Consider the following 24,228-nt stretch of genomic DNA (forward strand, 5'->3'; position numbering starts at 1 on the left):
CAATTCCTTCAACAGGTTGAATTGTATGATGGAGCCCGGTTCCGTGATTGTCTGTCCGGCGTGCGACTTGCTTATTCAGCGCAAGGCGCTGCCGCTGCGTCGTCATGCCCACTGCCCGCGTTGTCACCAACATCTCTATGGCCGTTATGCCTTTCGTCCCTCCCAGTTGATGGCCCTGACCATCACCGGATTTCTGCTGCTGCCCTCCGCCTTTTTCGAACCCCTCATCTATCTGCGGCTGGCTGGGGTCAACACCGACGCCGACCTGCTGCGCGGTATTCTGGTACTGTTTGGCGAGGGCGAATGGTGGGTGGCCAGCCTGGTGCTCTGGTGCGCGGTGTTGGCGCCGGTGGGATTATTGGCGGGGATCTTTGTGCTGGCTTCGGGTCTGGCCAAACGTTGGCACATTCTTCCCGTCACCTTGAAGCTGGTCGAGGTGTTTCGCCACTGGGCCATGCTGGAGGTCTATATCGTCAGCCTGCTGGTTGCCCTGTTCAAACTGATTGACATCGCCGATGTGCGCCTCGGTGGCGGGTTGCTCAGTCTCGGTATTCTGATGCTGCTCAACATGACCCTGCTGATCCTGTTTGACCCCGCCCCCTACTGGGCGCGGATCCCGTTAAAGGAGCCGGAACATGACCAGCGCCCGTGAGATGGGACTCTGCCGCTGCCATACCTGCGGTTTGCTGGTGCGCTATCAAGCTGGGGCAGTCTGTCCCCGTTGCAGCAGCAAGTTGCAGGTGCGCATTCCCCGCTCCCTCGCCTGGTCGTGGGGCTTGCTGGCGCTCGCCACCTTCATGTTGCTGCCTGCCAATCTGTTGCCCATAACCCATTTCTACAACAAGGGGTTACTGCAGTCAGATACCATCTTCAGCGGTATCATGATGCTCTATCGCAGCAAGATGAGCGGGATTGCCACCATAGTCCTCACCGCCAGCATACTGGTACCCGTGGGCAAGATATTGGGGCTGGGCTGGATCTGCTGGCAATTGCAGCGGGCCAAGCCGGTGCGGCGCAAGCGCCAGCTGGTGATGTATCGGGTGATCGATTTTATCGGTCGCTGGTCGATGCTGGACTTGTTCGTGATTTCGCTGATGGTGGCACTGGTCGATCGGGGTGTGCTGCTGAGTGTCCGTGCAGGCCCGGGGGCCACCGCCTTTGCCGGTGTGGTCGTGCTGACCATGATGTCGGCCCGCATGCTCGATACCCGTTTACTGTGGGACAAGGCGGCCCGTTGATGATTTCTCTGTTTTTGTCTGATGTGCTGTTTAATCCAGCCAATAAGGAGTCACTATGATCGGGGCTGAACCCGTCATTGAAAAGCGTCGCTGGTTATCGCCGGTCTGGCTGTTACCCCTGATAGCCCTGCTGCTGGCAGGTGGCTTTCTCTATCAGCAGGTATTGAGCCGTGGCCAGCTTATCCAGATCAACTTCGCCCAGGGCAACGGCATCTTGCCGGGTAAAACCCAGGTTCGTTATCAGGGGGTGGCCATCGGCGTGGTGCAAGAGCTGGAGCTCGCTGAAGATGGCCGCAAGATTGCGGTGATGGCCAAGATTGACAGCCGTGCCAGACCGCTGATCCGCAAGGGATCCGACTTCTGGCTGGTGAGCCCCAAGGCGTCGCTCACCGAGATCTCCGGCCTCGATACCCTGGTCTCCGGCAACTACATCAACCTGCAACCGGGGCGTGAAAGCAATCCGCTGGAGGAGACCTTCGATGCACTGGAGGGCCCTCCTCCCGGTTATCAGGCTCAAGGGCGCATGCTGCACCTGACTGCCGATTCGCTGGGTTCGGTAGGGATTGGCGCCAAGCTCTATTTCCGCGGCATCGAGGTGGGCAGCGTCATCAATACCCGTCTGGGTCAGGACAATCAGAATGTCATTCTGGATCTGGTGATCGAGCCGCGTTTCGAACATCTGGTCAAAGCCGATACCCGCTTCTGGAATATCAGCGGCATCAAGGGCTCCTTCAGTCTGGCCGGGGTGAGCGTGGAGGCAGGCAGCCTCACCTCCATTCTCAGCGGCGGCATTGCCTTTGACTCACCCAAAGATTCACCAGAGCCTGAGAAGGGACAGACCTTCGTCCTCTATAAAGGGCTGGCGGAAGCGGCACGCGGTGCGCGTATCGACATTGCGGCTGGCGATCTGCCGGTCAAGGAGGGGATGCCCATCCTCTATGAGGGGATCGAGATTGGTCGTATCGACCCCATTCGCCTCACCGACAAAGGCCGTGTGGTCACAGCGCTGATCAACCCGGAGCAGGCTTATCGCATTACCGACAAGAGTCAACTGGTGTGGGAGAGCGTCTCCCTCTCCGCGGCTGGCGTACAGCATGCAGATCGCCTGCTCTCCGGCCCGGCCATTCGCCTCGACTATGTGGCGGGCAAACCGGCGCAGAAGATGACCCTGACCGATCGCGCCCCCCAGAGCGGCACCAAGGTGACGCTGCAGGCTGACGATCTGGCGGGGCTCAATCAGGATGCCCCTGTCTGGTACAAGGGATTGCAGGTGGGCCGTATCAGCCAGCTCATCCTGGATGCGCGCGGCAATGCCAGCGTCGAGCTGGTGATGGCGCCGAACTATGGTCACCTGCTCAACCGTGCCCGCTTCTATCGCGCCGCCCCGCTGCAGATCGATGCCGATCTGAGCGGCATCAAGGTGGAAACCAGTCCTGCCAGTGCCTGGTTGGGAGGCGGGATCAAGCTGGTACAAGCCAGCAGTGGCGAGCGGATTAACCGTCTCTACCCCAGTCAGGAGCTGGCACAGCTCGGTACCCGTGATGCTAAGCCCCAGCGCTGGTTGCTCAAGGCAGATCAGGCCGATGGCATCGGTATTGGCTCGCCTGTGCTCTATCTGGGGTTGGAAGCGGGCAAGGTCAAACAGCTGCGCGCCGCCAAAGAGGGGGTCGAGATCGAACTCGAAATTGATGGGGTCTATGCTCCCCTCCTCGCCCAACAACCCCAGTTCTGGAAAAAACCGGCCATCGACACCAAGGTGCGGGTCGATGGGGTGCAGGTCAAGGTGGGTAACCTCGGTACCCTGCTGCGCGGTGCCATCGAGTTTGATCGGTTGGCCAATGGCCGCAGCAGCCATCAACTGTTCGATTCCAGGGAGCAAGCCAAGGCCAAGGTGCGCCAGCTGTCACTGGTGGCAGAGAGTAACCCGGGGCTCGGGATTGGCAGCCCGATCCGCTATCGTGGGGTCGATATCGGCAAAATTGAAGAGATCGAGCTGGAGCCGTCTCTGGGTCAGGTGATCTTCAAGGCCGAACTCGATGGCCACTATGCCGAGCGTTTCCTGCAGTCCGGCGCCCGCTTTACTCTGGTGCAGGCCAAGCTGGGGCTGGGCGGTGTCGCTCACCTCGATACCCTGATCAAGGGGGCGTTTGTAGAAGCACAACCCGGTAAAGGCGCTGGCAAAGATCGCTTCCCCTTGAGTCAGGTCGGCCCGGTGGGTCTGTCCCTGACCCTCAAGAGCCCCTCCGTCAATGGCCTGAGCGTTGGCAGCCCGCTGCTGTTTCGCAAGATGGTGGTGGGCAGCGTTACCAAGGTAGCGCTGGCCCACGATGGCAGCGAGGTGGTGATCGACGTCAACGTGGATCAGGAGTATGCCCATCTGGTGCGGGCAAACTCCCGTTTCTGGAATGTCTCCGGGGTCAAGGCGGATATCGGGCTGACCGGTGGCACCATCGAAGTGGAGACGGTGCAGAGCCTGCTGGCCGGCGGCATTGCTTTCAATACGCCGGAGAAGGAGATGGGGCCGACCGTCAAAGCGGGCCACAGCTATCCGCTCTATGGCAAAGCCGAGAAAGAGTGGCTGGAGTGGAGTCCGCGTATCCAGCCCTGATCTCTTCCCTTTGTATCTCATCCAAGCCCGGCATAGTGCTGGGCTTTTTTATATTCCGGTACCTGTTGATAGGGTTCAGATTCAGAATATTCTTAGCCTTGTGGTAGGATATCGCCCCTCTTTTTCGGTCAACGAGACGGCACAGTGCACGACAACACCTTCCTTCCCGATTACTTTTTACGCCACATTGCGGCCATCATGCCGGCCCATCTCTCGATGGATGAGTTTGTGGCCAGTTGTCGACGTCCGCTGCGCCGCAGCATTCGGGTCAATACCTTGAAGATCGCCGTCTCGGATTTCGTCGCCCTGATGGAGCCACTGGGTTGGCAGCTTGACCCTGTCCCCTGGTGTGATACCGGCTTCTGGCTGACCCGCAGCGATGAAACCGTCCCACTTGGCAACACCGCCGAGCACTTGAGCGGGCTCTTCTACATTCAGGAAGCGAGCTCCATGCTGCCGGTGACGGCACTCTTTGCCAGCGACAAGATCAAAGCGGATGGCATGTTGCTGGATGCGGCGGCGGCCCCCGGCTCCAAGACCACCCAGATAGCCGCCTTGATGAACAATCAGGGGATGCTGGTTGCCAACGAGTTTTCCAGCAGCCGGTTGAAAGTGCTCAGCGCCAATATCCAGCGCTGCGGTGTGACCAATGTGGGCATGACCCATTTTGATGCCAAGGTATTTGGCCAGTGGTTGCCGGAGACCTTCGATGCCATCCTGCTCGATGCCCCCTGCTCCGGTGAAGGTACGGTGCGTAAGGATGAAGATGCATTGCGCAACTGGAGCATCGAGAGCATCGACGAGATTGCGACGGTGCAACAAGGGTTGCTGGAGAGCGCCTTCCATGCCCTGAAACCGGGTGGTGTGCTGGTCTACTCCACCTGTACCTTGAGTGAGCAGGAGAATCAGGCGGTCTGCCAATCCCTGCTGGACAAGTTTGGCGATGCCTTGAGTTTTGACTCGCTGGCAGACCTGTTCCCTCATGCAGAGCAGGCCTGCACATCCGAGGGATACCTGCACGTTTGGCCCCAGATCTTCGACAGTGAAGGCTTTTTCGTCGCCAGATTGCGCAAGCATCACTCGGTTCCCAACACCATGTTTAAGCCGGGCAAGTTGGGTAAATTCCCCTTTGCGCCGCTTCCTGCCAAAGAGGCGGAACCCATGTTGCGCGAGATTGAAGCCAACTTCGGAGTGGCACCACAGGGTCTGCTGTTTGGCCGCAATGACGAGATCTGGCTCTTCCCCCAGCGGTTTGATCAGGTGCAGGGCAAGTTGCGCTTCGATCGCATCGGCATCAAGTTGGCCGAGACCTTCAAGAAAGGTTATCGCCTCACTCATGAGTGGGCACTGGCCTATGGCGATAAAGCGAGCAAGGGCGTGGTCGAGCTTGATAGCGCCAATGCGCGGGAATTCATGATGGGACGGGACGTCTGGCCAGAACAGGATGCGGGCGCTGGCGAGGTGATCGTCCGCTATCAGGGGCATACCCTGGGCATGGGGAAATGGGTGGGGAGTCGGGTCAAGAATGCCCTCCCCCGCGAGCTGGTGCGTGACAACAATCTGTTCAATGCGTAGTGGGCCGCTCGGTGCATAAGCACTTGAACGAGTCTGAAATACCCACACTCTGGTTGAACTTTTCTTCGGATCTTGAAAAGCCTTGAGCCTTGTCTAAGCTTAAGGCAATCCGAACACCAGTTAGCGCACGGCTCTGCAAGGAGCCAATTCCCCTATGCCAGGTACAAGGAATTCGTACCTGGCTTTTTTTATCTCTTCACGTATCGCGCTGTTACTTCACTCTTGGCTCTATTCAATAGTCTCTTCGATCTGTGTGGCGACTCTGTTTTCAAACGGAGTTTCTCTACCCAACTCATGTTGGTAGAGCAGATCGATCGCCTGCTCGATGAGTGATGCCTGACTATCTTCGAGATGAAGACCCAGAGCGGCCAGTCGTTCGGCGTGGCGATTGCTGATCCAGCATTGCAGCCGGGTATGGGTCTCTTGCTTGCGTTTTACATGTTGGCGCTGCCGCTCGGCATTGTTTTGGGGCCCCGCCTCTTGCATTTCACGCACTGTCATTTCTTGGCTCATATGTCCTTGCGATGTTCCATTTCCGGATTTGTTATCTCTCATCACATGCCATTATCCATTGGAAGATGCCCTTCCCCTTTGGGCTGCTGGCTGCGCGACAAATATATCATTAGATCAACAGGATATCATTTAACATAAATAATTCAGTAGCGCAGTTGTGTCAGAGCAAGCCATCAAGGGCATGATCGGAGAATTTGTGGGCGTCATCGAAGTACTCCTGCAGGGTCCGCATATCCTTGTGGCGCGTCACTTCTATGATCTTGTTCATCGGCTTGCCGGCAGTCACCGCCGAGGTGATGAACCCGCGACGCAGGCTATGTCCACTGACGTAGAGATCGTCAATGGTTTGACCGGTTCGGCGCTTGATCATCAAATTGATGCCCTGGGGACCGAGCGGTTCGGCCATCAGTTGGCCCCAGCGGTTCATGCGCCGAAATAGCGGCCCCTCGCTGATCCGGCTTTTGTGTAGCCACTTTTGCAGTGCCGACACGGGGCAATAGTGTTTGCCCGGAATCAAGGCTATCTCGGTTTCGTGCAGCTGATGCTTGCTCGGTTTGAGGCGAAGGCGGATCCCCTGCCCCACAAAATCGAGATCGCTCACCTCAATCCGGGCTGCTTCCGAGCGGCGCAAGGCGCCACTGAACATCAAGAGCAGCAGGGTGTGATCACGCAAACCCGCGAGGTCCCTAGTGTCTATGCCATCCAGCACCTGGGTCAAAGGCTGCAGCGTCAGGGCACCGGTTTTGCGCTTGCGGTTATCCCCCAACCTGACAATACCGCGCATCATCTCCTTGATTTCGGGGTGTTCGGTGGGCATGGGATGAATGCCTTTCTGCTTGAAGGCATAACGGATCCCGGCAAGCCGTCTTACCAGAGTTGCCGGTTTTCGAGGTTCACCGTTACGCAGCTCCCCCTTCCCCTCCTCTTTATCCAGCCATACCCAGTCGGCCAATACGCCGTCAGCCTGATCTGCGAGAAAATTCATGATGTCGTGATGGGTAGTTTGCAGTGGATCCAGCCCGTGTAATTGGCACCAGAAGACAAAAATACGGGTATCCGCCTGATAGGCATTGAGGGTGGAATCCGCTTTTGCACTGCGCAAAAAGCGGCGTGCCCGACTATTAAGCTGTGCATCGAAAACAGTCTGTAGTGACTGATGAGCCGGATTGGATAAGGATGGATATGCCACGGAACACTATGATTCATATGAAGTTTGATAGGATCTTACAGGATCCTTTTCATACATCAAGTATCGATAATGAATATTATCGATACTTATAACCTGATGTTTTTATACCCTTTGGCCACATTAGATAAACGAAACATCGGAATATGATTCGACTCGATTTGTATGGATGAACAGGTTACATAGACTGGGCAAGCGTGAGAGATAACGCGGCTCGGTGTTGATATTCAGGTGGGTAATCAGCTTGGTATTTGAAAATTAAAAAGCCCCGAATAACGGGGCTTAGGGATTATTTTTTCGCCAGCTTGAACAGTTCAAAGAAATTCCGGCTGGTGGCTTCTGCCAATTCATTGAGCGGAATATGACGCAGGTCAGCAATAAACTGCGCAACGTCTCGCACAAAGGCGGGTTCGTTCTCCCTCCCCCGATGCGGCACGGGGGCAAGATAGGGCGAGTCGGTTTCGACCAGCAATCTGTCGAGGGGAAGTGCCTTGACCACCTCTTGCAATGCAGACGCATTTTTGAAGGTGGCGATCCCGGAGATTGAGATATAGAACCCCATCGCCATCGCGGCTTGCGCCATCTCGAGAGACTCGGTGAAACAGTGCAGCACACCGCCAACCTGATCCGCTCCCTCTTCACGCATGATCTGCAAGGTATCTTGCTGGGCATCGCGGGTATGGATGATCAGCGGCTTGTTCAGCGCGCGAGCAACCCGGATATGCTCGCGGAAAGAAGCTTGCTGCAACTCTTTGTTCTCGGGGGAGTAAAAGTAATCGAGACCGGTCTCACCGATGGCGATCACTCTTTCGTCAGCAGCCTGTGTCAACAACAAGGCTGCATCCACCCCGGGTTCCTGATTGAGCGGGTGTACCCCGCAAGAGGCAAATACCTGGGGATAGGGACCGATCGCCTCGAGCATGGTCGGGAACTGTGCCTGAGTCACACTGACACAGAGAAAATATCCCACGTCCAGTTTCGCGGCCTTTGCCAATACATCAGCCAAGCTGGTCTGCTTGCTGCCATAGCTGAGGCGATCGAGATGACAGTGGGAATCAACGAGTAACATATAAAACCTTTCTGCTTGTCGGTACTTATAACCAGCGACTGAGCCAGTTCATCAGATGGATGGTGGGATTGGAGAGCTGGCCCGGCTGACATGCCACTTTCAGGGCAACCAGATCTTGTTCTGCCTCCAGCAGTTTTTCGCTGGAGTGCTGCTCCGCCAACCGCTGGCTCAAGATTGCCAAGTCCGGCATGGCCAGCTGATGGTGACCACATCCGGCCTGGGTTTTCAGGGCATCGCACAAGAAGAGCTGCAACCAGTGCAACCTGACCTGCGTCTCCTGACCAAGCTGGCTGCACAGTGCCGTCGCCTTGACTGGACTTTGACTCAGGGCGACAAACTGTTCCAGCAGTTCGCGGCGAGTCCCGTCCTGTTGCTGCTCGATATAGTCGAGTACCCGCAGCGGGGCCCCCTGACAGATCCGCACCTGAGCCAGAGTGGCCTGATGACCCTGCTCGGCCAACCAGCGTACTGTTTCCCCTTCCGCAGGCAATTGACAGACATGTTTGTGACAGCGACTGAGAATGGTGGGAAGCAACCGGGAAACCTGGGAGGCAATCAGCAACAGCAAGCTGTCGCCGGCCGGCTCTTCCAGGGTTTTCAGCAGGGCATTTGCCGCCGATTCGGTCATCCGCTCCGCATCTGGAATGATCACCACCTTGCCACGGCCGAGCTGGGCAGAGCCCTGCAGCCGGGTGCAGATCTCGCGAATGGCCTCGACCCCGATGGTCTTGCTGTCGCGAGTTATGGTGCCGAGATCCGGGTGGTTGCCCTTGTCAAACAACTGGCAGGAGTGGCACTGACCGCACGGCTCTCCGCGATCCGGTTGCTGGCAAAGGTGTAAACGCGCCAGCCGCTCGGCCAGTTGCTCCTTGCCAAGACCGGGATCTCCCAGCAACAACCAGGCGTGGCCGAGACGACCGGACTGGGCCGTCTGGCTCAGGGCATGCCAGTCGGGGATCAACCAAGGATACATGGGTGTGCATCCAGCGCAGCTTCAATCGCCACTTTTACCTGATCCGGGGTTTGCGCCGCATCGATCACCACAATGGAATCATCCTTGGCGGCCAGTTCGAGATAACGAGTTCGGGTACGCTCGAAGAAGCTCAGTTGCTCCAGCTCGATGCGATCCAGCTCGCCGCGATGGCGGGCGCGCTGCAAGCCAAGGGCAGGATCGATATCGAGATAGAGGGTGAGATCCGGCTTGAAGTTGCCGAGCACCGCCTGCTTGATGGCTCCGATAAGCTGGGCATCGATGCCACGGCCGCCACCCTGATAGGCTTGGGAGGAGAGATCGTGGCGATCCCCCACCACCCAAACACCGTCGGCCAGTGCGGGTTTTATGCGGGTCTCCACCAGTTGTACCCTGGAGGCATACATCAGCAGCAATTCCGCCTCGATGGTGAGGCGTTCGTCGTGCACCTCTTTGACGATGGCCCGCATCCGCTCGGCCAGTGGCGTACCACCTGGCTCGCGGGTGCACTCGATCCGGTTGATGCCGTGACGCTGCAGATAGTCGGTCACATAACGAACGGCCGAGCTCTTCCCTGCCCCTTCCAATCCTTCGATCACAATAAATTTAGACATTAGGGTTTCTTCAATATGTATTCGCGAACCGCCCGATTATGTTCATCGAGGGTCTTGGAGAAATAGTGGGCACCGCCCCCCTTGGCGACAAAGTAGAGATAATCGGTCGATTTGGGGTTGAGCGCTGCTTCGATGGAGGCCTTGCCCGGCATGGCGATGGGCGTGGGCGGCAGACCGTCGATCACATAAGTGTTGTAGGGATTCTTGTCGGTCAGATCGCTGCGGCGAATGTTGCCATCATAGCGATCTTTCACCCCGTAAATGACGGTGGGATCGGTTTGCAACTTCATGCCCAGACGCAGACGATTGACAAACACCGAGGCGATCTGTGCCCGCTCGTCCGGCTGGCCGGTCTCCTTCTCGATGATGGAGGCCATGATCAACGCCTCATAGGGCGTTTTGTAAGGCAGGTTGGCCTGACGTTTCTCCCAGCTCTGCTGCAGGAAAGTCTCCATATCCTGATGGGCGCGACGCAGGATCGAGAGATCGCTGGCATGGGTGGTATAGGCATAGGTTTCCGGCAGGAACCACCCCTCCAGCTTGCCATTCTCGATGCCGAGCTCCTGCGCCAGGTCGGCTTCGGATTGCTCGACGGTCAATCGCTCAAGGTATGGGGCACTGGAGAGCTGCTTCTGCCAATCCTCGAAACGGGAACCTTCGACGAAGGTGAGGCTGAAGTGAAACTCCTTGCCCGATGCGAACAGAGAGAGGGTCTCCTTGAGAGGGGCCCCTTCCTTGATTTCGTAGGTACCCGATTTGATGGCCACCAGTTCGGGATGGCTGCGCAGCCAGAGCCGCACCGCCCAGGGGCTGGTTTCACCCTCCCCCAGTTCGGCGATGAGACGCGCCGCATGGGCGCCCTTCTCCACCGTAAAGAGCCGGGTCGGCCCCTTGTTGGTGAGCGTCTCTACCTGTTGCCATTTGTAATGTACATAGCCCCCGGCAGCGGCTACCGTCAGTGCCGCCCCCGCGAGCAGGGTGTAAAGCCGATTAAACTTCAATGACCAAACGCTCCTGTAAACGGCGACTCAATACCGCTGGGGGATAGTGAATATCCTCGATGCCATTGACCGGCACGACCCCCATCAGGGTATTGGTGAGCCACACCTCTTCAGCCTGCCATAGTGACTCCAGCGGAGCCTCTACCACACGCAACTCAATACTCATCTGTTTCAACATCGCCATCACCTGGCGGCGCATGATGCCATCGACACCACCGCGGGCGAGATCGGGCGTAAACACCGTCTTGCCCCGACGCCAAAACAGATTGGCACTGACCCCTTCAATGAGAAAACCGCGACTGTTAAGCACTATCCCTTCGACTGCATTCCGGCTGACAAGTTCGCTTTTCAGCAATACCTGCTCCAGACGATTCAAGGTTTTAAGCCCGGCCAGCATGGGGGCATCACCGATCCGCTGGCGGCACACCACCATCTCGATCCCCTCCTGTTGCCACTGGCCATAGTGAGTCGGAAATGGCGCCAGAGTGACAATCCGGGTTGTGTGCTGACATCCGCTGCCATCATAGCCCCGCCCCCCTTCGCCACGGGTCAGGATCACCTTGGCCACGCATTGTGGCTGGTCGGCCACCATCTCTTCAACCTCCCGGGTCAAGAGATCCCAGTCCGGTTCAACCAATCCCAACCGGTTGTTCGCCTGCTGCAACCGTGCCAGATGGGCAGGCCACTGCAACACGCGACCCTCCCTGACCGCCATGGTGGTGAAATGACCGTCACCATAAGCCAGCCCCCGATCATAGGCCGAGATGGTATCAAGCTTCATGCCATTGATAAGCAAAGGGATCCCTCCGATAAAAAAGGCCCGATACCGGCAGTATCGGGCCTGTGTCTTTGCCCTGCGGCAAATTATACGCGTTTGAAGATCAGTGAGCCATTGGTGCCGCCAAAACCAAATGAGTTGGAAAGGGCGTACTCGAAGCTACCTGGCTTGGCCACATGGGGTACCAGATCCAGATCGCACTCATCATCCGGGTTGTCCAGGTTGATGGTGGGCGGAGCCACCTGATCACGCAGGGCCAGCACAGTGATGATCGCCTCGATGGCGCCGGCTGCACCCAGCAGGTGACCAGTCATCGACTTGGTGGAGCTCACCATCAGGGATTTGGCATGCTCACCAAACACCGACTTCATGCCACGCAGCTCGGCCACATCACCCAGCGGGGTGGAGGTGCCGTGCGCGTTGATGTAACCAATCTGCTCGGGGGCAATGCCGGCATCCTTGATGGCATTTTTCATGGCGCGAGCACCACCATTGCCATCTGCAGGAGGCGCAGTCATGTGGTACGCGTCACCGCTCATGCCAAAACCGACCAGCTCGGCATAGATCTTGGCGCCACGGGCCTTGGCGTGTTCGTACTCTTCCAGCACCAGTACACCGGCACCGTCACCCAGTACAAAACCGTCGCGATCTTTATCCCACGGACGGCTCGCTTTTTGCGGCTCGTCGTTGCGGTTGGAGAGTGCCTTGGCGGCAGCGAAGCCACCCATCCCCATCGCGGTGGAGGCTTTCTCGGCACCGCCGGCGACCATCACGTCGGCATCACCGTAAGCGATCATCCGGCCAGCCATGCCGATGGCATGGGTACCAGTGGTACAGGCGGTGGTCACGGCGATGTTCGGCCCTTGCAGACCTTTCATGATGGAAAGATGACCGGACACCATATTGATGATGGTGGACGGAACGAAGAAGGGACTGATCTTGCGCGGGCCGCCGTTGACCAAGCTTTCGTGGTTCTGTTCAATCAGACCCAGACCGCCGATACCGGAGCCAATCGCCACGCCGACACGTTCGGCATTCTCTTCATTGATGGTCAGGCCGGAATCATCCAGCGCCTGCATACCGGCCGCGATGCCGTATTGAATGAAGAGATCCATCTTGCGAGCGTCTTTACGGTTGATACCGTATTGCTCGGGATCGAAATCCTTGACCAGACCTGCGAAGCGGGTTGCAAACTCGCTGGCATCAAAATGTTCGATAAGGGAAATGCCGCTCTGCCCGTTGAGCAGTGCTTGCCAGCTGGATTCGGCAGTGTTACCCACCGGGGAAAGCATCCCCAAGCCGGTCACCACGACTCTGCGTTTTGACACTGAGGTAGTCTCCGAGAGGTGTTTTGAAAGGGAACAAATACAAAAGAAGCGGCCCTTGGGCCGCTTCTCTTAGAACAGGAACTTATTCCTGATTAGCGGTGATGTAGTCGATAGCCGCTTGAACAGTGGTGATCTTCTCGGCTTCTTCATCAGGAATTTCGGTATCGAATTCTTCTTCCAGCGCCATTACCAGTTCAACGGTATCCAAAGAGTCAGCGCCCAGGTCGTCGACGAAGGAGGCAGCGTTCTTAACGTCTTCCTCTTTAACACCCAGTTGTTCAATGATGATTTTCTTTACGCGTTCTTCGATGTTGCTCATGACCTGAATTTTCCTTTAAAAATACGCTATTTGCGTCTGGTTGGGGTAGTTTATTCAATTGACGTGAGTTTGCAAGTAGCTTGCCGCTGGTCAAACCACGAAATGTGCCAAACTTCGGCGTACTATCGCAAATTTGAACAGATCTTACGACAAATTGATTACACCATGTACATCCCGCCATTAACATGCAGGGTTTCGCCGGTGATATAGGCTGCTTCATCAGAAGCCAAGAATACCACAGCTGCGGCAATTTCTTTTGGATCACCCAAACGGGCGGCAGGCACCTGACTCATGATGCCGGCACGTTGATCGTCATTCAGGGCACGGGTCATGTCGGTTTCGATGAAACCGGGAGCAACCGCGTTCACTGTGATACCACGGGATGCCACTTCCCGCGCCAACGATTTGGTAAAACCAACCAGACCGGCCTTGGCGGCAGCATAGTTGACCTGACCGGCATTGCCCATGGTTCCCACCACGGAGCCAATGCTGATGATGCGACCATGACGTTTCTTCATCATGGCACGCAACACCGGTTTGCTCAGACGGTAGAGAGAGGTCAGATTGGTATCGATGATCTCGTTCCACTCGTCATCTTTCATCCGCATCAACAGGTTGTCACGGGTGATACCCGCGTTGTTGATCAGGATGTCGATGTCGCCAAAGCGCGCCTTGATAGCGGCGAAGACGGCTTCGATGGATTCCTGGCTGGTCACGTTCAGTGCCATGCCGCAACCATTGTCGCCCAGATAGGCGCTGATCGCCTCGGCACCACTCTCGCTGGTCGCCGTACCGACAACTTTCGCGCCACGGGCCACGAATGTTTCGGCAATCGCACGGCCGATGCCACGACTGGCACCGGTCACCAACACAACCTTATCGGTAAAGCTCATCACTTGCTCCTGTTTACTTGATCTGGGCTAGCGCCTGCTCGAAAGAGGCGGCATCGTTGGCGTGAATACCTTCCACCCGCTTGTCGATGCGCTTGGCGAGCCCGGTCAACACTTTGCCCGGTCCCATCTCGATCTCGAGGGTAACCCCCTCATTGGCCATCCGCTCGACAGTCTCGGTCCAACGAACCGGGCTGAACAGCTGACGTACCAGCGCTTGCTTGATGGCGGCCGGATCCTGTTCACAGGATACGTCGACATTATTGATGACAGCGATGGTTGGAACCTTGATCTCGATCCCGTCCAGCGCAGCTGCCAGTTTTTCTGCGGCAGGTTTCATCAGCGCGCAGTGAGACGGCACGGAGACCGGCAGCGGCAGCGCACGCTTGGCGCCCGACTCTTTCATCAGCACGTTGGCGCGCTCAACGGCCTCTTTGTGACCGGCGATAACCACCTGGCCCGGGGAGTTGAAGTTGACCGGAGAGACCACCTGCCCTTCTGCCGCTTTTTCGCAGTTGGCGGCGATGGATTCGTTATCCAGACCGATGATGGCCGCCATGGCCCCGGTGCCTTCGGGTACCGCTTCCTGCATGGCCAGACCACGCAACTCGACCAGTTTGACCGCATCGGCAAAATCGAGTGCGCCGCTGCAAACCAGCGCGGAGTACTCACCCAGGCTGTGACCCGCCATCATGGCAGGAGTTGCCCCACCCTGCTGTTGCCACAGGCGCCACAGAGCGACAGAGGCAGTCAGCAGCGCAGGCTGGGTGCGCCAGGTTTTATTCAGATCTTCAACCGGACCATCCATCACCAGGGCAAACAGGTCATAACCCAGCACCTGACTCGCCTCGGCGAAGGTCTCCTTGATCACGGCATGTTGTTCGGCCAGCTCGGCCAGCATGCCAACGGACTGGGAACCTTGTCCCGGGAAGGCAATGGCAAATTGGGTCATCATTGATTCCTTTTAGATAAGACAAAAATGAAATCGGTGACGGGATGATGGAGACACCATCCCGCCGAAGATCAGAGGCGAACCAGCACCGAGCCCCAGGCAAAACCGCCGCCAAAGGCTTCCAGCAGTACCAGCTGGCCCGGTTTGATCCGGCCATCCCGCACCCCTTCATCGAAGGCGACAGGGACGGACGCAGCAGAGGTGTTGCCGTGCTTGTCGAGGGTCAGTACCACTTTATCGAGGCTCATACCGAGCTTCTTGGCGGTGGCGCTGATGATTCGAAAGTTGGCCTGATGCGGCACCAGCCAATCCAGCTCGCTCGGCTCGATGCCAGCCGCAGCCAACGTTTCGGTTACGATCTCGCTCAGACGGGTGACAGCTACCTTGAAGACATCGTTGCCCTTCATGTACATATAGGCTTCGAGCTCGGCACCCGGCATGCCGCGACGGGGATGAGGCAGCTTGAGCAGTTCGCCATAACGGCCATCGGCATGAAGATGGGTAGAGAGGATGCCTGGGGTCTCGCTGGCACCGACAATCACAGCCCCTGCCCCATCACCAAACAGGATGATGGTGCCGCGATCTTGCGGATCGCACATGCGGGAGAGTACATCGGCCCCGACGACCAGCACATGGCGGGCGGCGCCGGATTTGACGAACTGATCGGCAATGGAGAGTGCGTAGGTGAAACCGGCACAAGCAGCTGCCACGTCAAAGGCAGGGATGCCCGGAACGCCGAGCAGCCCCTGCAGCTCGCAGGCGGCAGCCGGGAAGGCATTTTCAGCACTGGTGGTGGCCAGCACTATCATATCGAGATCGGCAGCGGTCAGGCCGGCTGCATCCAGGGCGCGCAGGGCGGCCTGGTAAGAGAGGGTGGCAACGGTTTCGTCAGCCCCGGCAATACGGCGCTCACGGATACCGGTGCGTTCCACGATCCACTCATCACTGGTCTCAACCATCTGCTCGAGATCGGCGTTAGTCCGCACTGAACTCGGCAGGTAGCTGCCAGTACCCAGAATTTTGCTATGCATAGAGTTCTTATAGATCCCTGTCAGAGAAGACAGCTTCAAGGCGATCTGCTATTTGCAGTGGAAGTTGATGTTTGGCCTCTTGTGCGGCCAGCAGGATCGCATTACACAGAGCGCGCCGTTCGGCCCGCCCATGACTTTTTACCACAATGCCGCGCAATCCTAACAGACTTGCTCCGTTATACTGGTCGGGGTTCAGGTAAGAAAAACGCCGTTTGAACATAAATCCGGCGATCCGGCCAAGAAAAGTGCGTTTCTTGCGGGGATATCCGGCCAGCTGAGCCATCATCCGCACCACCCCTTCTGCCGTCTTGAGGGCGACATTGCCGACAAAACCGTCGCAAACGATCACGTCGCTGTCGCCGCTGAAGATGCGATCCCCTTCGATGAACCCGACATAATTGAGTGCGGGACACTGACGCAACAATTCGGCGCTGTGGCGCACCAGATCGTTGCCCTTGATCTCCTCCTCGCCGATGTTGAGCAAGGCAACACGGGGTGATGCAATGCCTTCGACCTTTTCGGCCACGACGGAGCCCATCACCGCAAACTGCAACAGGGTATCCGCATCGCAACTGACGTTGGCGCCAAGATCCAGCATCACGGTGCGTTTGCCGCTCAATGTCGGCAGCGCCTTGATAAGTGCCGGCCGATCGACCCCGGGCAGGGATTTGAGCACGCACTTGGCCATCGCCATCAACGCACCGGTATTGCCGGCACTGACGCAGGCATCGGCCTCACCGGCTTTCACCAGATTGAGTACCACCCGCATGGAGGAGTCTTTCAGAGTACGCAGCGCCACGATCGGTTTATCGCCCATGCCAACCACTTGGGATGCATGTACGAAACGGACTCGGGGATGATTCAGCAAACCATCTTGCTGCAGCAGAGAGGAGGTCTGGTGCTGGTCGCCGACCAGGATCAGTTTTAGCTGGGGTAAAAGAGACAGTGCCTGCACGGCGGCAGGCACTGTTTCCGAGGGGCCAATATCTCCCCCCATGATGTCTAGCGCGACAGTTTGCGTAGACAAAGGCAATCCTTAAGCGATTACCTTTTTACCGCGGTAGAAACCATCGGCAGTCACGTGGTGACGACGATGAATTTCGCCACTGGTCTGATCAACAGTCAGGGCAGCGGTGGTCAGCGCATCGTGGGAACGACGCATGCCACGCTTGGCACGGGTTTTACGGTTCTGTTGTACGGCCATTGTAGGCTAACTCCTAAATTCACTTACGTTTAAGCTCTTCAAGAACTGCAAAGGGATTCGGCCGCTCATCAGCAGGTTCGATTTCACCCCAGGTCATCTCCATGTTTCCTCTCGGGCATGCATCCAGAGAATGCATTGCGACTTGAGGCAACGAGAGGATGAGTTCATCCTCCAGGATTTGATGAAGATCTATCTCGCCGTTTTCGTCCAACTCAATGGGCTCATAAGCTTCCGGCAGTTCTTCCTCGTTTGTTCTTTCGAACAGCGGAGTGTAGATAAATTCAGCTTCACAGAGGTGTTCGAATGTCTCTCCGCAACGTTGGCAAACCAGGTCAACCTTGGCATGGGCAGTGCCTTTCATAACGGTCAACTTCTGGACATCTTTGCCAAAGTGCAGTGATACATCGATATCACTCTGCAAGCCAGCGGTTGATTCCTCCAGCCTGGGCATCTGCGACTTTTCCACTATCCCGATGTAATCGAGCAGCTTCAAGGCACTACGGACTGGATCAACCTTAACGGGCAACTTCACCTTTTGCATAGGGCGCGAATAATATAGGTCCAACAACTGATAGTCAAAGGAAAAAGTCCTTACCGCCGATGATTTTAACGTCACAAGTCCCTAGAATGCCGGTACTCGCTTTCATCGGTACCTGATTATGCCACAGAATCTGATCCTCGCCTCAACTTCTCGCTATCGCAAAGCCCTGCTGGAGAAGCTCGGTCTCCCCTTTGAATGTGCCGCCCCCGATGTGGATGAGCGACCACTGGCTGGCGAATCCGCCGAGGCACTGGTGGCCAGACTGGCTCGTGCCAAGGCTGATGCCATCGCCGGGCAACGTGATCACGGCTTGATCATCGGATCTGATCAGGTGTGTGTCTGCGATAATCACATCCTCGGCAAACCGGGCACCATCGACAATGCCATCGCCCAGCTGATGGCGGCCCAGGGGCGCAGTGTCACCTTTTACACCGGGCTGTGCGTACTTAACGCTGCAACCAATGAGATTCATCAATTGATTGAACCGTTTACAGTCCACTTTCGCGATCTCGACGAATCCGCCATTCGCCGCTATGTAGAGGCTGAACTGCCCCTCGATTGTGCGGGCAGCTTCAAGTGTGAAGGGATGGGGATCGTGCTGTTCAAGGGGCTGGAAGGGCGCGATCCTAACGCCTTGATCGGTCTGCCACTGATCGGCCTGATCGAACTGCTGGAGCGCCACGGTATTGCCCTGCCCTGATTGCGGACGAGACGAATAGATAAAAGATATAAAAAGCCCGATCAATACACCGCAATGCTGTTCACTTAAGAGAATTTGAGTTCCAGTCCACGTAGTATCAGGACAAAAAAGCGAGGGAGGCATGATGCCTCCCTCTTTCTATTGCAAGCCTCGCTGGATAAAGGCTGGAGGAAGATCGACTGGACACAGTCTTGCCCCCCCAACTCAAATCTAATTTATGAATAATCAGTCAATAAAGTGCTTATCTGAACAGCATTGCGATCAATACACCGGGCTTCTGTTATCAATCAGATCGATGTCTCTTAAAGAGAGGCGTCTATAACAGCCCGCGAAGAGCCGCCATAGAATCCACCACCGCCACTGGCCCGTGACGACTGAGGGCATCGCGGCTATCTACACCCCAGGTAACGCCAATGCGCGGCATGGCAATTACCTCGGCCATCGCCATATCGTGAACAGAGTCGCCAATCATCACCGCCTGCCGGGGTGACAGCCCCAGCTCATCCAGGATCTGCTCAAGCATAAGCGGATCAGGCTTGGAGCGAGCCTCATCGGCCCCGCGACTGGTCACAAACAACGGGTGCAACCCAGTCTCATCCAATACCCGATCCAGCCCACGGCGCGATTTCCCGGTAGCGACAGCCAGTTGCAGTCCCCTTGACCGCCAGTCATGTAGCAACTCCCCTGCCCCGGTAAACAGTGGGCTGGGGGTCGCGTCGTGCAGATAGTGATGACGATAGCGATCGATGAGTGCGGTAATCTGGCGCTCATCAATGGCGCTACCGCTGTCGCTACGTAAAGGAAACAGGCGGGACATGGCAACATCGAGGCTCAATCCGATGATCTGCCGGATCTGGGCTGGTGCAGGTACCGCCAGTTCAAAGTCTCTGGCGGCCCCCTGCACACAGGCCACAATCCGGCCCACCGAATCCATCAGGGTGCCGTCCCAATCGAAAATGGCGAGCCGGATATCCTGCATCAGCGTGGCAAGCCGTTGAGGAAGTTGTCGAGCTCAGGTGCCAGCGGCGCTTCTACCTGCATCTCGCGACCATCGGCCGGATGGGTGAAACTGAGCTTCCAGGCATGCAAAAAGAGCCGTTTCAGCCCTTGGCTGCGCATTTTCTCGTCAAACGCCGCTTCACCGTACTTATCGTCACAGGCGATCGGGTGACCGGCATGCAGGGTGTGCACGCGGATCTGGTGGGTACGGCCAGTAATGGGGCTGCACTCGACCAGAGTCGCTTCGGCAAATTGACGCACGATACGGAACCTAGTTTCGGAAGGCTTGCCATCGGCACTGACCCGCACCACCCGTTCACCGGATTGCAGGTCGTTTTTGCGCAGCGGCGCATTGACCACCTTGACGTGAGCCTGCCATTTGCCGCGAACCAGCGCCAGATACTGTTTGCGCATCGTTTTGACCCGCAACTGTTCATGCAGGCTGCGCAGGGCGCTGCGTTTTTTGGCAACCAGCAATGCACCAGAGGTGTCGCGATCCAGTCGATGAACCAGTTCGAGGAAACGAGCTTCAGGCCGAAGGGCTCGCAGTCCTTCAATCACGCCAAAGCTCAGGCCACTGCCACCGTGTACGGCCATGCCGGAGGGCTTGTTCAGCACGATCATGGCATCGTCTTCGAACAGGATCTGGCTCTCCAGACGCTGGATAACCCCGAGGTTGGCTGAAGGCAGCTCATTCTTCTCGGCAACGCGCACGGGAGGAACCCGCACCTCGTCACCTGCGCAGAGTTTGTACTCCGGTTTGATGCGCTTTTTGTTTACCCGCACTTCGCCTTTACGAAGGATGCGATAGATCAGGCTCTTGGGGACGCCCTTTAGCTGAGTCTTGAGAAAATTGTCGATGCGCTGCCCGTCATGCTCAGCTTCGATGGTGAGCAGCTGCACTTGTTGTTGTATCTGTGTCATGGCGCGGATTTTAACACTGCCAGCGCCCCTTGGCTGCATGGTTTGTTGAAAAATGGCGCCTTGCTATAAAAGAGGTTTAAATGGGATAATAAACAAGGTTTTGTCATTGTGTTCAAGCCTTGTACTAAGTGGCCAAAAAGTATGCCACCCAATCCCGAAACACCGTGTATACAAGAACATGACGGTTCCCGGGTGCGAGGTACAACGCATGGAGAACACAAACATCACCGTTTATTTGTCTCCATTTCGGCATCCTTATTCATTCCTTCTCGAGAAGTGATGACCAGAACGCCCTTAGTTTGCGCCTCATGCATACCCCAACCGGGAGGTTGCCCCAGTATGCTGAAGACCCGAGGCCGGCGCCGGCAGGACCCAGATGGAGGAAATCAAAATGACACAATAATGAGAACTCAATGAAAAGAATGCTTATCAACGCAACTCAAGAAGAGGAGTTGCGCGTAGCGCTGGTTGACGGACAACAGCTCTACGATTTGGATATTGAAAGTCCGGGACACGAGCAGAAGAAAGCGAACATTTACAAGGGTAAGATCACCCGCGTAGAACCCAGCCTTGAAGCTGCTTTTGTCGACTACGGCGCCGAGCGCCACGGTTTCCTGCCGTTGAAGGAGATCGCCCGCAATTACTTCCCCTCCGGTTACTCCTATCAGGGTCGTCCCAACATCAAAGAAGTGGTCCGCGAAGGTCAGGAAGTTATCGTCCAGATCGACAAGGAAGAGCGTGGCACCAAGGGTGCAGCCCTCACCACCTTTATCAGCCTGGCAGGTAGCTACCTGGTACTGATGCCCAACAACCCCCGTGCAGGTGGTATCTCCCGCCGCATCGAGGGTGATGAGCGGACCGAACTGAAAGAAGCCCTGAGCGGATTGACCGTGCCGGAAGGCATGGGTCTGATCGTGCGCACCGCCGGTGTGGGCAAGTCTCCGGAAGAGCTGGAGTGGGATCTGAACGTCCTGCTTAATCACTGGGACTCCATCCACAAGGCCTCCCAGGAGCGCGCAGCACCGGTGCTGATCCACCAGGAAAGCAACGTCATCGTGCGTGCCATCCGTGACTATCTGCGTCGCGATGTGGGCGAGATCCTGATCGACAATCCGGTGATTTTTGAACGTGCCAAGGCCCATATCGAGCTGGTACGTCCCGATTTCCTCAACCGTGTGAAGCTGTACAAGGGTGAAGTTGCCCTGTTCAACCACTTCCAGATTGAGAGCCAGATCGAATCAGCCTTCCAGCGTGAAGTGCGCCTCCCCTCCGGCGGCAGCATCGTTATCGACCCGACCGAAGCCTTGACCTCCATCGATATCAACTCCTCCCGCGCCACCAAGGGCGGCGATATCGAAGAGACTGCGCTGCAAACCAACCTGGAAGCGGCCGACGAAATTGCCCGTCAATTGCGTCTGCGCGACTTAGGGGGACTGATCGTTATCGACTTCATCGACATGACGCCGGTTCGCCATCAGCGCGAAGTGGAAAACCGTCTGCGTGAAGCGGTTCATCAGGATCGTGCCCGCATCCAGCTGGGCCGGATCTCCCGTTTCGGTCTGCTGGAGATGTCTCGCCAGCGTCTGCGCCCCTCCCTCAACGAGTCCAGCAGCCACATCTGCCCCCGTTGCCAGGGTCAAGGCGTGATCCGTGACAACGAATCCCTCGCCCTGTCCATCCTGCGTCTCATCGAAGAAGAGGCCATGAAGGACAACACCGAGCAGGTTCACGGCCAAGTGCCGGTGGATGTTGCCGCCTATCTGCTTAACGAGAAGCGCGCAGCTATCGCCAGTCTGGAGCAGCGCAATGATGTGCGTGTTTACATCATTCCGAACCAGCATCTGGAAACTCCGCACTACGAAGTGACCCGCATTCGTCAGAACGAGATCCCGGAAGCGGCCAGCTACGAGCTGAAAACCGAGATTGCCAAGCCGGTCTACCAACCGAAGCAAGCTCAGGTGATCGAGCGTGAGCAACCGCTGCTGCAAGGCTTTGCCCAACCGGCACAACCGGCCCCTGTTGCACCGCAACAGCCGGCGGCTCCCGTTGCTGCGGTCCCTGCCGAAGCTGGCTTCTTCAGCAAGCTGATCAAAGGCATTACCGGCCTGTTCAGCAGCGATGCAGCACCTGCCGACGTAAAAGCGCCCGCCGAGAAACCAGCAGCTCGCGAAGCACGCAAGGATGAAGGTCAGCGTCATCAGCGCGAAGAAGGTCGTGGCCGTGGTCAGCGTCCTCGTCGTGACGACAACCGTGGCAACCGCAACAATGCGGAAGCTGGCGAGAAACGTGAAAATGGCAACCGCGAAGGTGGTGAAAACCGCAATCGTCGTCCTCGTAAAGAGCGCGAGCCCCGTCAAGAGCGTGAAGCCCGTGGTGAGGTGCGTAGCGAACAGCGCATGGAACGTGAACCCCGTCAGGAGCGCGAACCTCGCGAGCCGCGCCAGGAACGTGCGCCACGTCCAGCCCGTGAACCTCGTGCTCCCCGTGAGCCGCGCGCCGAAGTCGTTGTTGACGCGGTAGACGCCGTTGATGCAGCTGCCGTCCAGCCACGTCAGGAGAAAGAGCAGAAAGTGGCCGAGCGCCGCGAACGTCGTCAACTGCGCAAGCAGATCCGCGTCGATGTCGCCGCTGCTGACACCTCTGCCCTGCCGGTTGACGAAGTAGCAGCGCAAGCTGAAGTGATCGATGCCACCATGGGTAACGAGCAGGAAGAGCAGAGTGAAGGCCAGCGCCGTTCACGCCGCACTCCGCGCAGCCAGCGTATCGAAGGTCAGCGCCGCAAGCGCATCAACGAAGATGCCCGCAGCCAACGTGACGAAGAACAGCAAGAGACCACCACTCTGACCACCGCAGCCCAGGCAGATATTGCCAAAGCGCAGGTTGAAGAGCCGGTAGTGCCTGTTGTTACCATCCCGAGCGCTGAAGCCGTCGCTGCAGCCCTGCAAGCCTCTGCTGCACTGACCGAGCATGTGGTTGTCGAAGCCGTTGCTGAAGAAGCTGCCGAGCAGGCTGCTGCCCAGGTTGAAGCAACTCAAGCCGATGTGACCGCTAGCCCGGTTGTTGAAGCTGTCGCTGAGGTCGTGGTGCCAGCAGAGCCGGAAGTTGCCGTTGTCGCCGCTCCGGCTGTCGACGTGGCTGCCACTGAAGCCGTTGAAACTGCTCCGGTTGTTGAAGAAACACCTGCCGCAACAGCCCCTGTTGTGGAAGCCGCACCTGTCGCCGCTGTTGTTGAAACACAAACTCCTGCTGCTGTCATCGAAACCCCGGCTGCCGTAGCTGCGGTTGTAGTGGAAGATACTCCGGTCGTGACCAAACAGGTAGCTCACGGTGCTGGCCTGCTGGCTCGTGCCCGCAAAGCATCCGCGCCGATGGCAACCCCTGCCGAAGCCCCTGCCCTGCCTGCCCGTGAGCCGGTTAACTACCCACCGCTGGTACGCAACGAAGTGAGCACATCAGGTCGTCATGGTGGCAGCACTGCCGCCGTCAACGTGGCCACCTGCCCGGCCGGTCGCCCCTAAGCAACCCGGGTTGACCCCCTAAACAAAAGCCACACCAACCGGTGTGGCTTTTTTATTTCTCTTTTCCCCTGTGCACTCACATACACATTAATACCTATGCTCGGCAAAACCGTTTTGTTATCTCTCTATCACCGAACACAGGGTTAACTTATGTTTACTTTTTAACCTAACAGAGAAAGCCAACTTTAAGCTCATATGTTCAGCATGAAGCCAATTAATTTTGGCTGTTTAAACCCTTGTTTGTTGGCATACAAAAATTGTATATATGAC

General features: G+C 57.1%; 23 protein-coding genes. 6 read left to right on the plus strand and 17 right to left on the minus strand.

Annotation, left to right across the window (positions count from 1 at the left end; translation table 11 throughout):
- The first annotated feature begins 25 nt into the window (after nt 1-25).
- The 4 genes from A9G06_RS08140 to rsmF all read left to right on the plus strand — a co-directional run bounded on the left by A9G06_RS08140 (nt 26) and on the right by rsmF (nt 5,421).
- Nucleotides 26-652: a paraquat-inducible protein A gene (locus A9G06_RS08140; protein ID WP_005345516.1), complete on the plus strand. Its 627-nt coding sequence runs from the start codon at nt 26-28 to the stop codon at nt 650-652.
- Nucleotides 636-1,238, plus strand: coding sequence for a paraquat-inducible protein A (locus A9G06_RS08145; RefSeq protein ID WP_005333132.1), 603 nt, complete (start codon nt 636-638; stop codon nt 1,236-1,238). The genes A9G06_RS08140 and A9G06_RS08145 overlap by 17 nt, the downstream gene beginning before the upstream one ends.
- Nucleotides 1,239-1,293: 55 nt before the next feature.
- Complete coding sequence (locus A9G06_RS08150; RefSeq protein WP_069554867.1) at nt 1,294-3,846, plus strand: MlaD family protein; 2,553 nt, start codon at nt 1,294-1,296, stop codon at nt 3,844-3,846.
- Between the two features lie 144 nt (nt 3,847-3,990).
- The gene (gene rsmF / locus A9G06_RS08155) at nt 3,991-5,421 is read left to right on the plus strand and encodes a 16S rRNA (cytosine(1407)-C(5))-methyltransferase RsmF (protein WP_069554868.1); all 1,431 of its coding nucleotides are present in this window, start codon (nt 3,991-3,993) and stop codon (nt 5,419-5,421) included.
- A 228-nt stretch (nt 5,422-5,649) separates the two neighbouring features.
- Here rsmF and A9G06_RS08160 read toward each other — a convergent pair whose 3' ends face one another.
- The 15 genes from A9G06_RS08160 to yceD form a co-directional block, all read right to left on the minus strand.
- Nucleotides 5,650-5,934: a RepB family protein gene (locus A9G06_RS08160; RefSeq protein ID WP_069554869.1), complete on the minus strand. Its 285-nt coding sequence runs from the start codon at nt 5,932-5,934 to the stop codon at nt 5,650-5,652.
- A gap of 160 nt (nt 5,935-6,094) precedes the next feature.
- Nucleotides 6,095-7,036: a site-specific integrase gene (locus tag A9G06_RS08165; RefSeq protein WP_234922135.1), complete on the minus strand. Its 942-nt coding sequence runs from the start codon at nt 7,034-7,036 to the stop codon at nt 6,095-6,097.
- A 373-nt stretch (nt 7,037-7,409) separates the two neighbouring features.
- Entirely contained in the window at nt 7,410-8,189 is a 780-nt protein-coding gene (locus tag A9G06_RS08170; RefSeq protein WP_069554871.1) for a YchF/TatD family DNA exonuclease, read from the minus strand.
- A gap of 25 nt (nt 8,190-8,214) precedes the next feature.
- Nucleotides 8,215-9,162 carry a DNA polymerase III subunit delta' gene (holB, locus tag A9G06_RS08175; protein ID WP_069554872.1) on the minus strand — a complete coding sequence of 316 codons (948 nt, stop codon included), beginning with the start codon at nt 9,160-9,162 and terminating at the stop codon, nt 8,215-8,217.
- A complete protein-coding gene (gene tmk / locus A9G06_RS08180; protein WP_069554873.1) occupies nt 9,147-9,773 on the minus strand; it encodes a dTMP kinase in 627 nt (208 codons plus the stop codon). Before tmk ends, holB begins: the two co-directional genes overlap by 16 nt.
- Nucleotides 9,773-10,774 (minus strand): endolytic transglycosylase MltG, encoded by a 1,002-nt coding sequence (gene mltG, locus A9G06_RS08185; protein ID WP_005333156.1) that lies wholly within the window; start codon nt 10,772-10,774, stop codon nt 9,773-9,775. Before mltG ends, tmk begins: the two co-directional genes overlap by 1 nt.
- The gene (gene pabC, locus A9G06_RS08190; protein ID WP_069554874.1) at nt 10,764-11,570 is read right to left on the minus strand and encodes an aminodeoxychorismate lyase; all 807 of its coding nucleotides are present in this window, start codon (nt 11,568-11,570) and stop codon (nt 10,764-10,766) included. The genes mltG and pabC overlap by 11 nt, the downstream gene beginning before the upstream one ends.
- A 68-nt stretch (nt 11,571-11,638) precedes the next feature.
- Nucleotides 11,639-12,880, minus strand: a complete 1,242-nt coding sequence (fabF, locus tag A9G06_RS08195; RefSeq protein ID WP_005360452.1) for a beta-ketoacyl-ACP synthase II — start codon at nt 12,878-12,880, stop codon at nt 11,639-11,641.
- An 82-nt stretch (nt 12,881-12,962) separates the two neighbouring features.
- Nucleotides 12,963-13,199 (minus strand): acyl carrier protein, encoded by a 237-nt coding sequence (acpP, locus tag A9G06_RS08200; protein WP_005300909.1) that lies wholly within the window; start codon nt 13,197-13,199, stop codon nt 12,963-12,965.
- Nucleotides 13,200-13,357: 158 nt separating this feature from the next.
- Nucleotides 13,358-14,092: a 3-oxoacyl-ACP reductase FabG gene (gene fabG / locus A9G06_RS08205; protein WP_005351850.1), complete on the minus strand. Its 735-nt coding sequence runs from the start codon at nt 14,090-14,092 to the stop codon at nt 13,358-13,360.
- Between the two features lie 13 nt (nt 14,093-14,105).
- Nucleotides 14,106-15,041: an ACP S-malonyltransferase gene (fabD, locus tag A9G06_RS08210; protein ID WP_069554875.1), complete on the minus strand. Its 936-nt coding sequence runs from the start codon at nt 15,039-15,041 to the stop codon at nt 14,106-14,108.
- A 71-nt stretch (nt 15,042-15,112) separates the two neighbouring features.
- Nucleotides 15,113-16,072 carry a beta-ketoacyl-ACP synthase III gene (locus A9G06_RS08215; RefSeq protein ID WP_069554876.1) on the minus strand — a complete coding sequence of 320 codons (960 nt, stop codon included), beginning with the start codon at nt 16,070-16,072 and terminating at the stop codon, nt 15,113-15,115.
- Between the two features lie 7 nt (nt 16,073-16,079).
- Complete coding sequence (plsX, locus tag A9G06_RS08220) at nt 16,080-17,099, minus strand: phosphate acyltransferase PlsX (RefSeq protein ID WP_069554877.1); 1,020 nt, start codon at nt 17,097-17,099, stop codon at nt 16,080-16,082.
- Nucleotides 17,100-17,108: 9 nt separating this feature from the next.
- Complete coding sequence (gene rpmF, locus A9G06_RS08225; protein ID WP_005300935.1) at nt 17,109-17,276, minus strand: 50S ribosomal protein L32; 168 nt, start codon at nt 17,274-17,276, stop codon at nt 17,109-17,111.
- A gap of 19 nt (nt 17,277-17,295) precedes the next feature.
- Nucleotides 17,296-17,817: a 23S rRNA accumulation protein YceD gene (gene yceD, locus A9G06_RS08230; protein ID WP_013723766.1), complete on the minus strand. Its 522-nt coding sequence runs from the start codon at nt 17,815-17,817 to the stop codon at nt 17,296-17,298.
- Between the two features lie 118 nt (nt 17,818-17,935).
- Between yceD and A9G06_RS08235 the strand changes: the two genes are divergently transcribed.
- A complete protein-coding gene (locus A9G06_RS08235) occupies nt 17,936-18,517 on the plus strand; it encodes a nucleoside triphosphate pyrophosphatase (protein WP_069554878.1) in 582 nt (193 codons plus the stop codon).
- Between the two features lie 316 nt (nt 18,518-18,833).
- Here the strand turns inward: A9G06_RS08235 and A9G06_RS08240 are convergent, their stop codons facing one another.
- Entirely contained in the window at nt 18,834-19,496 is a 663-nt protein-coding gene (locus A9G06_RS08240; RefSeq protein ID WP_069554879.1) for an HAD-IA family hydrolase, read from the minus strand.
- Nucleotides 19,496-20,440, minus strand: coding sequence for a 23S rRNA pseudouridine(955/2504/2580) synthase RluC (gene rluC, locus A9G06_RS08245; RefSeq protein ID WP_216093215.1), 945 nt, complete (start codon nt 20,438-20,440; stop codon nt 19,496-19,498). Before rluC ends, A9G06_RS08240 begins: the two co-directional genes overlap by 1 nt.
- 413 nt (nt 20,441-20,853) lie before the next feature.
- Between rluC and rne the strand changes: the two genes are divergently transcribed.
- The gene (rne, locus tag A9G06_RS08250; RefSeq protein WP_069554881.1) at nt 20,854-23,958 is read left to right on the plus strand and encodes a ribonuclease E; all 3,105 of its coding nucleotides are present in this window, start codon (nt 20,854-20,856) and stop codon (nt 23,956-23,958) included.
- Nucleotides 23,959-24,228: the final 270 nt, after the last annotated feature.

Source organism: Aeromonas sp. DNP9 (assembly GCF_001728955.1).
Lineage (GTDB): Bacteria > Pseudomonadota > Gammaproteobacteria > Enterobacterales > Aeromonadaceae > Aeromonas > Aeromonas veronii.

Bases quoted from the DNA above. Each gene is read 5' to 3' on its own strand.
- tmk (WP_069554873.1), bottom strand. From the start codon at position 9,773: ATGTCTAAATTTATTGTGATCGAAGGATTGGAAGGGGCAGGGAAGAGC.
- A9G06_RS08215 (WP_069554876.1), bottom strand. From the start codon at position 16,072: ATGCATAGCAAAATTCTGGGTACTGGCAGCTACCTGCCGAGTTCAGTG.
- A9G06_RS08170 (WP_069554871.1), bottom strand. From the start codon at position 8,189: ATGTTACTCGTTGATTCCCACTGTCATCTCGATCGCCTCAGCTATGGC.
- A9G06_RS08140 (WP_005345516.1), top strand. From the start codon at position 26: ATGATGGAGCCCGGTTCCGTGATTGTCTGTCCGGCGTGCGACTTGCTT.
- rpmF (WP_005300935.1), bottom strand. From the start codon at position 17,276: ATGGCCGTACAACAGAACCGTAAAACCCGTGCCAAGCGTGGCATGCGT.
- A9G06_RS08145 (WP_005333132.1), top strand. From the start codon at position 636: ATGACCAGCGCCCGTGAGATGGGACTCTGCCGCTGCCATACCTGCGGT.
- A9G06_RS08160 (WP_069554869.1), bottom strand. From the start codon at position 5,934: ATGAGCCAAGAAATGACAGTGCGTGAAATGCAAGAGGCGGGGCCCCAA.
- acpP (WP_005300909.1), bottom strand. From the start codon at position 13,199: ATGAGCAACATCGAAGAACGCGTAAAGAAAATCATCATTGAACAACTG.
- rluC (WP_216093215.1), bottom strand. From the start codon at position 20,440: ATGACACAGATACAACAACAAGTGCAGCTGCTCACCATCGAAGCTGAG.
- yceD (WP_013723766.1), bottom strand. From the start codon at position 17,817: ATGCAAAAGGTGAAGTTGCCCGTTAAGGTTGATCCAGTCCGTAGTGCC.
- A9G06_RS08240 (WP_069554879.1), bottom strand. From the start codon at position 19,496: ATGCAGGATATCCGGCTCGCCATTTTCGATTGGGACGGCACCCTGATG.
- A9G06_RS08150 (WP_069554867.1), top strand. From the start codon at position 1,294: ATGATCGGGGCTGAACCCGTCATTGAAAAGCGTCGCTGGTTATCGCCG.
- rne (WP_069554881.1), top strand. From the start codon at position 20,854: ATGAAAAGAATGCTTATCAACGCAACTCAAGAAGAGGAGTTGCGCGTA.
- holB (WP_069554872.1), bottom strand. From the start codon at position 9,162: ATGTATCCTTGGTTGATCCCCGACTGGCATGCCCTGAGCCAGACGGCC.
- fabG (WP_005351850.1), bottom strand. From the start codon at position 14,092: ATGAGCTTTACCGATAAGGTTGTGTTGGTGACCGGTGCCAGTCGTGGC.
- A9G06_RS08235 (WP_069554878.1), top strand. From the start codon at position 17,936: ATGCCACAGAATCTGATCCTCGCCTCAACTTCTCGCTATCGCAAAGCC.
- fabD (WP_069554875.1), bottom strand. From the start codon at position 15,041: ATGACCCAATTTGCCATTGCCTTCCCGGGACAAGGTTCCCAGTCCGTT.